We start from the raw sequence: 12,638 nt of genomic DNA, 5'->3' as shown, positions 1-12,638 counted from the left end.
AATTTCAAAATAATGAAAAATCAATTCAAAATAATAGTTGCGTTCTTTTTACTACTTTTTATCGTGAGTTGCAGCAGCGAAAGTCCAATCCCTAAAACAACTTCCGCACCAATAGTTACAAATCCTGCAACCACTACTAATCCTGTAGTGATAACAGTCCCACAAACACAAAATCAAACCTTTAGTTATTTAGCTCTTGGGGACAGTTATACAATTGGACAAAGTTTATGTGAAACCTGCAAATTTCCGGAACAACTCAAGAAAAGCCTGAGTCATTTAAATCCAAACAATACCTATCCTTTAAAAGTTATTGCGCAAACTGGCTGGACAACCACTAACTTAATCTCGGTAATTGATTTACAAAATCCAGCATCAGATTATGATTTGGTCACGTTATTAATTGGGGTAAATAATCAATATCAAAACAGATCTTTTTCTTTATATGAGAAAGAGTTTCCTGAATTAGTAACAAAAGCTATTGCTCTTGCAAAAGGAGATAAGGCTAATGTCATTGTAATTTCTATTCCAGATTATGCCTATACTCCTTATGGTCAAGGATCAGGAATTCAATCGAAGATTTCGATGGAAATTGATGGATATAACGCTTTCGCAAAAAAATATTGCAGCGATATCACTATTGAATTTATAAGCATTACTGATATCACCAGAGAAGGTTTGACAAATACCAATCTTGTCGCTCAGGACGGATTGCACCCTTCGGAATTAGCGTATTCTTTATTTGCAAAACGGATTTTGCCAAAAGCGGCTATAGCCATACAAAAATAAAAACAATTCCGTAAAGGAAGTATCAATGGAAAAAACAGCTTTCTTGGCTATTTTTTTTATCTTTATTTTTAAAATAAATAAATGTCTTCCCAAGAACGATTAACAAGAGCTTACAAAGAAGCCAAAAGAATTCCTTTTGACGACCAATCAAAATTTATCCTTTTTAGTGACTGCCACAGAAGCGACAACAGTTTTGCTGATGATTTTGCAAGCAACCGAAACGTCTATTTTCATGCAATGACCCAATATTACAACGATGGTTTTGCGTATTGTGAGTTAGGTGACGGGGATGAATTATGGGAGAATATTTTCTTTAAAACTATTTTCGAAGCACACAAAAACGTGTATCTTTTGCTAAAGAAATTTCACGATTCCAATAGATACCACAAAATTTGGGGTAATCATGAAATGACTTTTCGAGATAAAGATCATGTAGAAAAAACGCTTACTACGTATACAAACACACAAAACGACAGAATTGAACCCTTGTTTACTGGTATACAATGCCACGAAGCCATCGTTTTAGTTCATCAGGAGACCAAGCAGGAACTATTTTTAACCCATGGTCATCAAGCCGATTTCATGAATTATGTAGGCTGGAAAATCAACAGATTTATGGTGCGCATCTTATGGAAACCGTTACAAATTTGGGGGATATCAGATCCTACAAGCCCCGCTAAAAATTATGTGGAACGGATAAAAATCGAACTGCGAATCAAAAAATGGATTGAGAACAACAATCGCAAAATTACCATTGTAGGCCATACACACCGTCCTAGTTTTTCTTACCCAAGTCAGAACGCGACACCTTACTTCAACGACGGAAGTTGCGTGCATCCTAGAAGTATTACCGGAATTGAAATTGTAAATGGAACGATAACACTTATAAAATGGTTTATCGACACAAAGGAGAATGGTATTCTTCAAGTTGTAAGAGAAGTACTTGAAGGCCCGACAAATCTAAAAGATTATAAATAAAAAAGCGTTTGCCTAGGCAAACGCTTTTTTATTAATTTTCCGGAGCCAATTCCAGCTCTAATCCTTCGAGGCTTTCGGTGATTGGGATTTGACAGCCCAAACGACTGTTTGATTTCACGTAGAACGCTTCAGAGAGCATCGCTTCTTCATCGTCGCCCATTTCAGGCAATGCAACATCATTCAGAACATAGCATTGACAAGAAGCACACATGGCCATTCCACCACAAGTTCCCTCTACAGGAAGTTCATACGCTTTACATAATTCCATGATGTTCATGGCCATATCTGTAGGAGCCTGTAATTCATGCACTACTCCTTCTCTGTCTTTAATTTTTATTAATACATCCATTTTTTACTATTTGGAATTGGTTGGTTAATCAATTGTATCTTTTCGGATTTATTGCGTGAGATTTGAGATTAAGAGGAGGACAGCCAGTGGCTGTCAGGTATTTTAATAATACACAAATTACCACCTACACATAACTCTCAAAAAAAAACGACCATTTTAATAAAAAAGGCTGTTACCCATCGAGTAGCCTTTTTTATTAAAAGGGACACGCCCTAATCATTTATAGGATATTTACAACAGTTTCTATTTGGGGAGCAAACTTTTTGATGGTGGTTTCCACGCCGGCTCTCAATGTCATTTGGTTTACACTGCAACTGGTACATGCTCCTTCAAGACGCACTTTTACGTGTTTGTCGTCCTCGATGGAAATAAGCGTAATATCTCCGCCATCAGAGTTCAAGAAAGGTCTGATTTCCTCGAGTGCTTTTTGAACTTCTAGTGTTAATTCTTCTGTTGTCATAATTATATTATTGGATTATTAGGCTGTTGTTGTTTTTCCAAACAGACTAAATTTCAATTTATTTTTTTACTGCTGAACAACCTGCCATAGTTGTAATTTTTACCGCTTCGGTAGCGGGCAAACTTTCGTTTCTGCTTACTACTTCTCGCACAACATTTCTCGTGATTTCTTCGAAAACAGTTTCAATAATTGAACCTGTTTGCATAGCTGCAGGACGACCATAATCCCCCGCTTCACGGATTGATTGTACAATTGGCACTTCTCCAAGGAATGGAACCTCTAAATCTTCTGCAAGATTTCTGGCACCTTCTTTTCCAAAGATATAATATTTATTTTCAGGTAATTCTTCCGGTGTGAAGTAGGCCATGTTTTCAATAATTCCTAAAACAGGAACATTTATTGCTTCAGACATAAACATAGAAACTCCTTTTTTAGCATCGGCCAAAGCTACTGCTTGTGGTGTGCTTACAATTACAACACCTGTAATAGGTAATGATTGTACAATTGAAAGGTGAATATCACCTGTTCCCGGTGGTAAATCAACCAACATAAAATCTAATTCTCCCCAGTCTGCATCAAAAATCATTTGATTTAATGCTTTGGAAGCCATAGGTCCTCTCCAAATTACCGCTTGACTTGGTGCCGTGAAAAAACCTATAGAAAGAATTTTTACTTCGTAGCTTTCAACTGGTTTCATTTTTGATTTTCCATCCACCATTACAGAGATTGGTTTTTCACTTTCTACGTCAAACATGATTGGCATCGATGGTCCGTAAATATCAGCGTCAAGAATTCCTACCGAGAAACCCATTTTAGCCAATGATACTGCTAGATTTGCAGTAACGGTAGACTTTCCTACCCCACCTTTACCAGAGGCAACTCCGATAATATTTTTTATTCCTGGGATTGATTTTCCTTTAATTTCTGGTTTATCCGGAACCTCAACTTTACTATTGATTTTGATTTTAGCATCCGGAGACACTAATTCAAGAATTGTTTTTTTGATATCGTCTTCAGCACGCTTTTTAATGTGCATTGCCGGTGTGTGTAATACTAAATCAACTACAACCTCATCACCAAAAGTAATTACGTTTGCTATTGCACCACTTTCAACCATGTTTTTTCCTTCTCCAGCTATAGTAATCGTTTCTAAAGCTTTAAGAATATCTTTCCTATCTAATTTCATTTTTAGTTTATTGTTTTCTATTGGCATTTTAGCGCCAGAATATTATCTTTATTTAAACTGATTTCAGATTGCAAAGATACTATGAAAAGTTCTTATTATAAAGGTTTTGTATTGCATTTATTGATGTGGAAATTAAGGGCGGTTATGGGCGATTTTTTAAAGTTATAATTTCCTCCCACTCCCGAAGCCTCAGGTCTATCCAAAAGAGAACAAGCCGAAACCGATATTAATTTTATCTTTAATAATTTAATACGCATATCCTGATAACCACCTAAATTTTGAAATAGCACACGGATGACACAGATAAAAACGGATTTACACGAATTTTTGAAGAGAGCAAAAAGGAATTAATAAAAATCGAGTAATTTGTGGCTAAAAAACATTATGAACAAGCGTATAATTTAATTAAAAAACAGCATCATTAAACCTGATAAAACAAAATTTATAATCTAAATTTATAAGAAAAAAATATGGGATTAAGTTTTCATTACAAGGGAGCACTGAGAAACCCCACCCTTTTAAAAAAAATGATTGAAGAGGTGAGTGACATCTCACAGGCAAACCAATGGAAATTTCATGTTTTTGAAGAAACGTTTCCAAGTCATGCTTTTACCGTTGATTCTTATACTGATTCTATTTACGGAATTTGTTTTAGCCCGCCCAATTGCGAAGTTGTTTGCTTGACTTTTTTATCCAACGGAAAAATGTGCGCTTTCTATAATTTCGAACCTTCGAAGGTTTCCATAAATGAGCCAGACGACAATTATTTATCTGTAAAAACACAATTTGCAGGCCCTGAAATTCACAAACAACTTATTAATATTTTCGATTATATAAATAAAAAATATTTTGAAAATTTTGATCTTACTGATGAGGGAAATTATTGGGAAACAAAAAACGACCAATTACTCAAAGATACATTTAAGAAATACACCAATTTAATTAATGGATTTGATAGTTTACTAGACAACATTCCAATTGGAGAGCGTGAAACCATCGAAGAATATTTAATACGAATAGCCGAAATAGCTCATAAAAAGAACGATAAAAATGAAGGGTAAAAAAAATTACGAAAGTAAACTTCAAAAATTGTAAAAATTATTCCTGCCTAACTTCTGGCTGCCAAAAATGTTTTTCGAAATCCACAATTTGGTTATCCACAACTTCTATTCCTTCGTTTTCCAATAATTGTTGCATGAGATTCGTTCCATCAAAATGAAGTTTTCCCGTAAGCAACCCTTTTCTGTTGACCACTCGATGTGCCGGAACATCCTCCAGATTATGGGAAGCATTCATCGCCCAACCTACCATTCGGGCAGAGCGCGCAGTTCCTAAAGCTTTTGCAATAGCGCCATAGGAAGTGACTTTTCCATATGGAATTTGCCTGGCAATAGCGTAGACTCTTTCGAAAAAATTGTCGTCTGACATAGTTTTGAATCTGATAAAAACGGTATTTTATTTTATGTCTAGTCTTTAAAAACTACTTCAAATAATACCTAATGATATTGATTAAAGTGATTAACGATATCAATCCGGTTATACTTCCTATGATAGTATTCATATTCCGCATAATGTAATCTGTTTTGTCCTGTATTTTTTGGAAGAAAGTGATATAACAATAAAAAACTAAAGAAGAACCCAATACCACACCAGTCACAAAAATAAAGACTGAGGTCATATCAAAAGAAAAAAGATTGTAGGACGCCAAAGTTACACTTACAAAAACATAATAAGGAATAGGAAAAAAATTAAGTGCTGAGAGCAACATCCCAAGAAAAAATCGTTTTGTACTGCTGTACTTTTTCATTTTCCCTTTTCTAATCTTTGGTTTTTTGGCAATCCAAAGAAAATAAATGGTCAAAGTAACAAAAATACCAAATCCTGCCTCACGCATCAGGATTAAAACATCAGGACGTTTATCAATAAAACGGGCAAACAATATAGCAAGATAGGCTTGGAAAAATATAATAATAACAGCACCTAAAACAAACCATAAAGCGCTTCTCTTACCTTCTTTTAGATTCACTTTGGCTGCTGTCATATTGATTAAGCCTGGCGGCGTAATTCCAATAAAAGCGGTAACGAAACCCAAAAGCAAAGATGTGATTAAATTCATACGCAAGGTTTTTGCATTCAAAAAAAATAAACTATTCGAGTTTAAATGTAGTGCTATTCTTTAATTTTGAATCTAATATACGTAATTGCTTTATTAATTTCCAAATATTGTTTCTCGTAAAAAGTTTGAAAAGCAGTCACTTCCTCGGGACTTCCTTCATTTACATATACATTATGGTTTGCATACAAAACCTCATGTCCTTCACCATGCAATAATCCTAACGTATAACCATGCATGAATTCACTGTCGGTTTTTAAGTTTACAACACCGTCTTTTTTGAGGATTTTTTTATACAACTGCAAAAACTCCGAATTGGTCATTCTATGTTTCGTGCGTTTGTATTTGATTTGTGGATCCGGGAATGTAATCCAAATTTCGTCGACTTCGTTTTCGGCAAAAATATGATTGATTAATTCGATCTGGGTTCTGATAAAAGCCACATTATGCAGTCCTGTATCCACAGCAGTTTTTGCACCACGCCAGAAACGGGCTCCTTTGATGTCGATTCCAATAAAGTTTTTATTGGGATACCTTTCGGCTAAACCTACTGAATATTCTCCTTTTCCACAGCCTAATTCCAACACCAATGGATTATCATTTTTGAAGAATTCCGAGTTCCATTTTCCTTTAAGCGGAAACAAATCACCTACAACTTCCTCCCTTGTTGGTTGAAAAACATTGTTAAATGTTTCGTTTTCCTTGAACCTTTTTAATTTATTTTTACTTCCCACTTTTTCAGAATATTTCGGCAAAATTAAGGAAATATATAAGACTGAAAGGTCTAGTAGTGAAAAAATGAAAAAAAAATCATTTTGAGAATCATTACAGTCGCAAGATTTTTTTTGAGCTTGAATGAAACAAAACCTAGAAATCACTATGATTTACAACAAGAAATCTCTGACTGGAAACGGCATTGACATTCGATTTTACAAAAAATCGCTATTTTTTTTCTACCTTTATATAAATAATTATGCCATGAAAAACTTTGTTTTAGCCATTGCAATTATATTATTTGGCTTTTCACTTGCCTCTGTTGACCGTAATAGGAACAAAAACATAACGGTTAATAAAACTTCTCTTGTCCAAGCTCTTCAAGAATCTAAATCCAAAAATTCCTTAATCCATATTAACAGCGCTATCATCGCAAGTTTTTTCAAGAAATACCCCAATTTAAAAAAATATCAATCGGACGTAAGTGCTTTATACAAAAAACGAAACTATAATTCTATTTGGTATGACTATAAAGGGCTTATAGAATTTGCCCATTTATTATACGCTAAAGCAAACCAATTGGACGAAGAAGGCATTCAGTCCAGCTTAGCCTACAAAGATAAAATTGACGGTATTTTTAACGACGAATCTGCTGATAATTTATCACAAACCGACATAGAACTCCTCTTAACATCTATGTATGTATTTTATGCAAAAAAAGTATTTCATGGAATTGATACTAATAAAATCAGGGAAGTTGGGTGGTTTTTACCAAGGAAAAACCTGTCTTATGAGAATCTATTGGACTCTTTATTAATTGATCCCAAACTATTAAATAAAAATGAAAATCAGCTATTTGGACAATATTACAAACTGCGTGATATTTTAAAAAAATACCGCCAAATAGAAAAAAACGGTGATTGGAATCCTATAGTTGCAGATTCTTTAGTAAAAGAATATAAACCAAACGACAGCTCGAAAACCATTGGTCAAATCAGACGGCGCCTAGCCGTTATCGGAGATTTGAAACAGGATTCCAAAAGCAATATTTATGACGATGAATTAATGGCCGGCATATTGAATTACAAAAAAAGAAATGGCTATAAAAAAGATTATATAATCACATCGATTCATATTCGACGAATGAACATACCCATTGATAAATACATCAAAACCATTATAGTAAACATGGAACGTTGCCGATGGATTGCTCCAGAATTAACAAAAGCGGAAGAATACATCATTATAAATATTCCAGCCTTCAAACTAATCTTCAAAAGAAATGGCAAAATTGAATTGGAGTCGAGTGTACTTGTAGGGAATAATATGACTGAAACGGTAGTTTTTAGCAGTAATATGAGTCACCTCGTCTTTAGTCCTTATTGGATCGTACCCCAAAGCATCGTTGAAAATGAATTGAAGGAAGCGATGGAACGAGACAAAAATTATTTGGCCTCCAATAATATGGAATGGAACAATGGGAAAGTCATACAAAAACCGGGACCAAAAAACCCCATGGGACAGGTTAAGTTTATCTTTCCAAATTCCAATAGTATCTATTTACACGATACGCCATCCAAAAATTTATTTGAATACGAGTACAAAGCATTTAGTCACGGCTGTATAAATGTAAAAAGGGCTAAAGAATTGGCTATTTTGATTTTAAAAGATGACCCTGACTGGCCACTAGAACGCATCAATGAAGCCATGGAAGGCGGCAAGGAAACCACCTGTGTCCTAAAAAAGAAAATACCTGTTCACATTGGATATCTGACCACTTGGGTAGACGATTCTGGTGAAATTAGCTTTTATAATGATCTATACTTAAGAGATGAAAGCTTAATCGAGTTATTATTTTCTGAGGATTCTAAAATAAATTGATTCTTTCAAATGCACCATTCCTCACCTCTGCATTTTCTATTGCAAATCTGCTTTTTCATGGTTTTTATCCCATTTAATTTTTATTTTTCCTGCTTCGTCAACAGCCAATAAATGTAATACGATTCCATTATTTCGTCGCTCGGCTCTTTCGATTTTATTCGTTATTTTTTCATCCCTTTTCGGATTTCTTAGCGGAATGGTCAATGCCAAATTAGTACCTCTATTAAATGAATACACTCCGTTTACATCTAAGTTCAGAACACTGGAGCTGACTTTTAAATTACTGACATTTATTAAATCACCATTTATTTTAAAGTTTCCTGACAAATCCCTGAACATGATATTGTCAACATCTCTGAAAGGAAAAGCAAACTTACCTACTTTTTGTATCGGCTCAAAATCAATTAAAGCCCCTTTTATTACATCAAATTTCGCAACACCCGCAAGAGAATTTGTTTTTAATTGACCTCCTGAAAGCAGCTTTCCTGTAAGCGAGGCTGAAGCAGAAAGAAAGCCTTTAATGTTTTTTGGCTTAAAGGATTGAATCCCAAAATTGTTTAATGAAGTTAAAAAACGCGCAATATCCACGCGATTAATTTTTGCATTGGATTCCAAAAGGAAATCATCCGCTTTTGGCACTAACTGTCCATCAAAAGAAATCGTCCCTCCTGAACTTTGCACCCAACCATTTTTTACAATTAATTTATTATTAGCCAATAAAACAGTCGCTTTAGCATTATTAGCCTGTAATTTACTATACACCATTTTATCGGCTTTTAAATTCAGGACTACCTGGCATTTATCAATAACGGAATACAGTCGATCTGAAAAATCATCTATTTTATTTTTTTTCTTTGGGGATTTTTGACGGGATTTTGTGATGACTCCCAAAAACTGTTTAACATCCAGATAAGGCGCATAAATATCCCAATTAACTAACATTTTTTCTGGATTTTCGTAAAACAAAGTGAGGAAATTATCTATTTTACCTTCCATAAAAACTATGTTCCGACGGTCTTTAAAATTGATTTTTTTGATTAAAAGCGCTTCCTCCGTAAAATCAAGCTCAATGTCGGTTTTTAGAAAAGTTAAATTCCGGGGTCCATAATTCACAGTTGCATTTGTGACTGTAACATCTCCTGTAAAAAGCGGTTTTTGTATTTCTAAATTCACAATGTCAAATTTAAAATCCAAACTAACTTTGGCTTGACCATTAGAAAAACGCATGAAATCTTTATTAATCATTTCATTCAAGAGAGCAACATTAAAATCAGATTTAAAACTTCCGGCGGCAATCGTTTTTTCAAAATTAGAAATCATTCCCATCGGGATTGTAAAAGGAATCGTTTTATAAGCACCCGAGAAATTAGCTAGTGTAACCGTGGAGTTGACATCATTACAACCGTTCCCTTTTATATAATTATTTGTAAAACTGGCATCAAAAGTACAATTGGTAATAATCCCATCCGGTATTTGGAGTTCATTATCGCTAATTTTTGTTTTCACAACAATCTCAGGATCACCAATTGCATTCATGTCACCTATAATTGTACAGCCCACTTCTATTGGTTTTTTCAAATCAAATCGACTGATTCTGGAACTAATATTTTCACTCATTAAAGCGGAGGCATCCTGCCATAAAATGGTAGTTTTGATAGCAATATCAAAGGGTGATTTATTTTTATCCAAGCTAAAGTGAGCCTTAATATCAAAAAGATCATTTCCAATTTCGAGATTCTCAGTCCTTACGCTGATTTGGTTTTTTTCATTGGAAAAGTCAACAACCAAAATCCCTTCCAGTATTTTATCCCTAATAAAAGTCCCTCTTTTTGTATTGAAAGCCATGCTTTTGGCAAGCGTTTTCACGTGGAGATTAGTATTCCAATTGTCTTGTTCGTGTTTTATTTTGCTTTTTAAAGAAATAACATCAAAATCAAACAACTTATTTCCCAATTGATTTTCGGAGATAAAATGAACTTGACTTAAACTGATTTCATTAATGGAGGATGTGGTAGCACTTTCTGATTTATTGCCTTTAGGTTTGGGTCTGAAAACATCGGTATTTACAATCCCATTTTTCCCTTTAAACAAATACAAGGTTGCTTTCTGAATTTCTATTTTATCTATATTCACCTCATTTATAAGCAAGCTCCAAAGACCGATACGAATCTCTATTTGTTCTGCTTTAAGTAAAGTTCGTTTATGAATGGCCCATAAACTATCTTTTAACTCTACTTGATTTAAGGCCAAAGTCATATTGGGAAACCCTTTCAAGAACTTGTATTTGATATCGCCAATATGGATTGTTCCTTTTATATTGTCGTTGATTTCGGCATTAATTTGAGCTACGATTTCCGTTTTATTAGTATCAAAATAAATCGCTAAAAACCCAGAACATAACAAAACAAGGACAACAAAACCCGCAAAGAAAAAAACAATCTTCTTGAATATCCCTCTAAAATTTCCTGTTTTAAAATATGTTTTTATGGTTTCCCAAAACTGATTCATCCGTATTTTCATTATCGTTTAAAATAAAGATAACTTAAAAATACGCTTTCATAACACTATAAGTAAACAAACTGTATTGCCAAACGCTAATAACTGCAGTTCATTTCTGCAACCATCAGTTTATTCTGTTACTCTTGGAGAGCAAAAGCTTCCCAAAAAATCAGTCTATTGTTCGTCTAGAACTAAATCTGCACACTCAATAGGGAAGAGTGTTTCATCATGTTGAGATAAATCCAATCCCATAATTTCCGCTTCTTCTGAAACGCGCATTGGGATAATTCTATTGGTTATTTTAAATAAAATATAAGCTCCAAAAAAAGTGTAGATTGAAACCAAAACCAATGCCATCATGTGATGACCAAATACTTCCCAGCCTCCATGAAGCAAGCTGGCATTTTCACCATGAGCAAAAATTGCTGTTAGAATCATTCCCATAATTCCACCCACGCCATGACACGCAAAAACATCCAGAGTATCATCAATTCCTTCTAAAAATTTAGCATTAACAACCCAATTTGAAACAAGAGCGGCGATAAAACCAAAAAACATACTTTCAGGAACGGACACATAACCCGCAGCAGGTGTAATAGAAACTAATCCGACAACAGCGCCTATACAAGCACCAAGCGCCGAAACTTTTCTGCCGTTTATTCGATCAAAGAAAATCCAGGCAAGCATGGCCGCTGCTGATGCAGTGGTTGTGGTGGCAAACGCCATGGCCGCAACTCCATTGGCTTCCAATGAAGAACCTGCATTAAAACCAATCCAACCAAACCAAAGCATTCCGGTTCCTAATAAAACAAAAGGAATGTTAGTAGGAACATGTCGGCTGTTTTTTCTTTTTCCTAAGACAATAACACCCGCCAAGGCTGCAAACCCTGCACTCATATGTACTACGGTTCCTCCAGCGAAATCTTTAACTCCAAAATAAGACCCCAAAATTCCCGTAGGATACCAAACCGCGTGACACAAAGGTGCATATATGAACAAGGTAAACAAACAAATAAAAAGCAAATACGAAATAAAACGAACGCGTTCCGCAAAGGATCCTGTGATAATGGCAGGCGCAATAACGGCAAATTTCATTTGGAACAAAGCAAACAACATAAAGGGAACCGTACTCGCTATTTTTTCATGTGGCAACACTCCCACATAGTCCATAAATGTGAACGACGTTGGGTCACCCACAAAACTATAAAAACCAGAACCTATATTAATTCCTAATGGTTCCCCAAAAGCCAAACTAAAGCCTACAACCACCCACAATAAAGTGACTACGCCCAAACAGACGAAACTTTGCAACATGGTAGAGATTACATTTTTCTTTCCTACCATTCCACCATAAAAAAAGGATAATCCCGGCGTCATAATTAACACCAAACAACAAGAGGTCAGCATCCATGCAACATCGGCAGGGACGATTTGGTCGGTAGTTCCAAATTGTGAAAGAACAGCATCAGTTTCTGTGACTGCTGGCCAAAATACGCCAGTAATACAAACAATACTTATAATGATAAAGGATATGACCCAGCGCTTCTCTATTTTCATTTTATTTACTTAACCCCATTTTATTAGGGGTCAAAGTTAAAAAAAAATTAATTTCGAGTCATAAAACAATTCAAAATAGGGACCAACCAAAGAATTATCGCCAAATTAATAATTT

12 protein-coding genes are annotated in these 12,638 nt (G+C 34.9%); 4 read left to right on the top strand and 8 right to left on the bottom strand.

Going from position 1 to position 12,638, the window contains the following annotated elements:
* Positions 1 to 12 precede the first annotated feature (12 nt).
* Both ACM55F_RS07420 and ACM55F_RS07415 read left to right on the top strand, forming a co-directional pair.
* Positions 13 to 786, top strand: coding sequence for an SGNH/GDSL hydrolase family protein (locus ACM55F_RS07420; RefSeq protein WP_416853169.1), 774 nt, complete (start codon positions 13 to 15; stop codon positions 784 to 786).
* Positions 787 to 867: 81 nt separating this feature from the next.
* Positions 868 to 1,764, top strand: a complete 897-nt coding sequence (locus ACM55F_RS07415; protein WP_416853167.1) for a serine/threonine protein phosphatase — start codon at positions 868 to 870, stop codon at positions 1,762 to 1,764.
* Positions 1,765 to 1,795: 31 nt separating this feature from the next.
* On the opposite strand, the gene ACM55F_RS07410 is transcribed toward ACM55F_RS07415, so the two are convergent.
* The 3 genes from ACM55F_RS07410 to ACM55F_RS07400 form a co-directional block, all read right to left on the bottom strand.
* Positions 1,796 to 2,113 carry a 2Fe-2S iron-sulfur cluster-binding family protein gene (locus ACM55F_RS07410; protein WP_035668621.1) on the bottom strand — a complete coding sequence of 106 codons (318 nt, stop codon included), beginning with the start codon at positions 2,111 to 2,113 and terminating at the stop codon, positions 1,796 to 1,798.
* A gap of 220 nt (positions 2,114 to 2,333) precedes the next feature.
* Positions 2,334 to 2,573: a NifU family protein gene (locus tag ACM55F_RS07405; RefSeq protein ID WP_035668624.1), complete on the bottom strand. Its 240-nt coding sequence runs from the start codon at positions 2,571 to 2,573 to the stop codon at positions 2,334 to 2,336.
* A gap of 58 nt (positions 2,574 to 2,631) precedes the next feature.
* On the bottom strand, positions 2,632 to 3,759 hold the full coding sequence (locus ACM55F_RS07400; RefSeq protein WP_416853166.1) for an Mrp/NBP35 family ATP-binding protein: 1,128 nt from the start codon (positions 3,757 to 3,759) through the stop codon (positions 2,632 to 2,634).
* A 527-nt stretch (positions 3,760 to 4,286) separates the two neighbouring features.
* Between ACM55F_RS07400 and ACM55F_RS07395 the strand changes: the two genes are divergently transcribed.
* The gene (locus ACM55F_RS07395; RefSeq protein WP_416853165.1) at positions 4,287 to 4,820 is read left to right on the top strand and encodes a hypothetical protein; all 534 of its coding nucleotides are present in this window, start codon (positions 4,287 to 4,289) and stop codon (positions 4,818 to 4,820) included.
* A 37-nt stretch (positions 4,821 to 4,857) separates the two neighbouring features.
* Here the strand turns inward: ACM55F_RS07395 and ACM55F_RS07390 are convergent, their stop codons facing one another.
* Genes ACM55F_RS07390 through trmB form a run of 3 tightly spaced genes read right to left on the bottom strand, consistent with a single transcriptional unit; the run spans position 4,858 to position 6,606 of the window.
* Positions 4,858 to 5,187: an MGMT family protein gene (locus tag ACM55F_RS07390; RefSeq protein WP_416853164.1), complete on the bottom strand. Its 330-nt coding sequence runs from the start codon at positions 5,185 to 5,187 to the stop codon at positions 4,858 to 4,860.
* 52 nt (positions 5,188 to 5,239) lie between these two features.
* Entirely contained in the window at positions 5,240 to 5,875 is a 636-nt protein-coding gene (locus tag ACM55F_RS07385; RefSeq protein WP_416853162.1) for a LysE family transporter, read from the bottom strand.
* Between the two features lie 53 nt (positions 5,876 to 5,928).
* A complete protein-coding gene (gene trmB, locus ACM55F_RS07380; protein WP_416853182.1) occupies positions 5,929 to 6,606 on the bottom strand; it encodes a tRNA (guanosine(46)-N7)-methyltransferase TrmB in 678 nt (225 codons plus the stop codon).
* 244 nt (positions 6,607 to 6,850) lie between these two features.
* Between trmB and ACM55F_RS07375 the strand changes: the two genes are divergently transcribed.
* The gene (locus ACM55F_RS07375) at positions 6,851 to 8,467 is read left to right on the top strand and encodes a L,D-transpeptidase family protein (protein WP_416853161.1); all 1,617 of its coding nucleotides are present in this window, start codon (positions 6,851 to 6,853) and stop codon (positions 8,465 to 8,467) included.
* Positions 8,468 to 8,503: 36 nt separating this feature from the next.
* Here ACM55F_RS07375 and ACM55F_RS07370 read toward each other — a convergent pair whose 3' ends face one another.
* Both ACM55F_RS07370 and ACM55F_RS07365 read right to left on the bottom strand, forming a co-directional pair.
* A complete protein-coding gene (locus ACM55F_RS07370) occupies positions 8,504 to 10,987 on the bottom strand; it encodes an AsmA family protein (RefSeq protein WP_416853160.1) in 2,484 nt (827 codons plus the stop codon).
* 153 nt (positions 10,988 to 11,140) lie between these two features.
* Positions 11,141 to 12,523 carry an ammonium transporter gene (locus ACM55F_RS07365; protein ID WP_416853159.1) on the bottom strand — a complete coding sequence of 461 codons (1,383 nt, stop codon included), beginning with the start codon at positions 12,521 to 12,523 and terminating at the stop codon, positions 11,141 to 11,143.
* Positions 12,524 to 12,638 lie beyond the last annotated feature (115 nt).

It is taken from the genome of Flavobacterium melibiosi, from assembly GCF_048158545.1.
Lineage (GTDB): Bacteria > Bacteroidota > Bacteroidia > Flavobacteriales > Flavobacteriaceae > Flavobacterium > Flavobacterium melibiosi.
The sequence above is the reverse complement of the archived record's forward strand: the minus strand, read 5'-3'. Positions and strand labels throughout refer to the sequence as shown.

Bases quoted from the DNA above. Each gene is read 5' to 3' on its own strand.
- ACM55F_RS07415 (WP_416853167.1), top strand. From the start codon at position 868: ATGTCTTCCCAAGAACGATTAACAAGAGCTTACAAAGAAGCCAAAAGA.
- ACM55F_RS07385 (WP_416853162.1), bottom strand. From the start codon at position 5,875: ATGAATTTAATCACATCTTTGCTTTTGGGTTTCGTTACCGCTTTTATT.
- ACM55F_RS07405 (WP_035668624.1), bottom strand. From the start codon at position 2,573: ATGACAACAGAAGAATTAACACTAGAAGTTCAAAAAGCACTCGAGGAA.
- ACM55F_RS07365 (WP_416853159.1), bottom strand. From the start codon at position 12,523: ATGAAAATAGAGAAGCGCTGGGTCATATCCTTTATCATTATAAGTATT.
- ACM55F_RS07410 (WP_035668621.1), bottom strand. From the start codon at position 2,113: ATGGATGTATTAATAAAAATTAAAGACAGAGAAGGAGTAGTGCATGAA.
- ACM55F_RS07400 (WP_416853166.1), bottom strand. From the start codon at position 3,759: ATGAAATTAGATAGGAAAGATATTCTTAAAGCTTTAGAAACGATTACT.
- ACM55F_RS07370 (WP_416853160.1), bottom strand. From the start codon at position 10,987: ATGAAAATACGGATGAATCAGTTTTGGGAAACCATAAAAACATATTTT.
- ACM55F_RS07420 (WP_416853169.1), top strand. From the start codon at position 13: ATGAAAAATCAATTCAAAATAATAGTTGCGTTCTTTTTACTACTTTTT.
- ACM55F_RS07375 (WP_416853161.1), top strand. From the start codon at position 6,851: ATGAAAAACTTTGTTTTAGCCATTGCAATTATATTATTTGGCTTTTCA.
- ACM55F_RS07390 (WP_416853164.1), bottom strand. From the start codon at position 5,187: ATGTCAGACGACAATTTTTTCGAAAGAGTCTACGCTATTGCCAGGCAA.
- ACM55F_RS07395 (WP_416853165.1), top strand. From the start codon at position 4,287: ATGATTGAAGAGGTGAGTGACATCTCACAGGCAAACCAATGGAAATTT.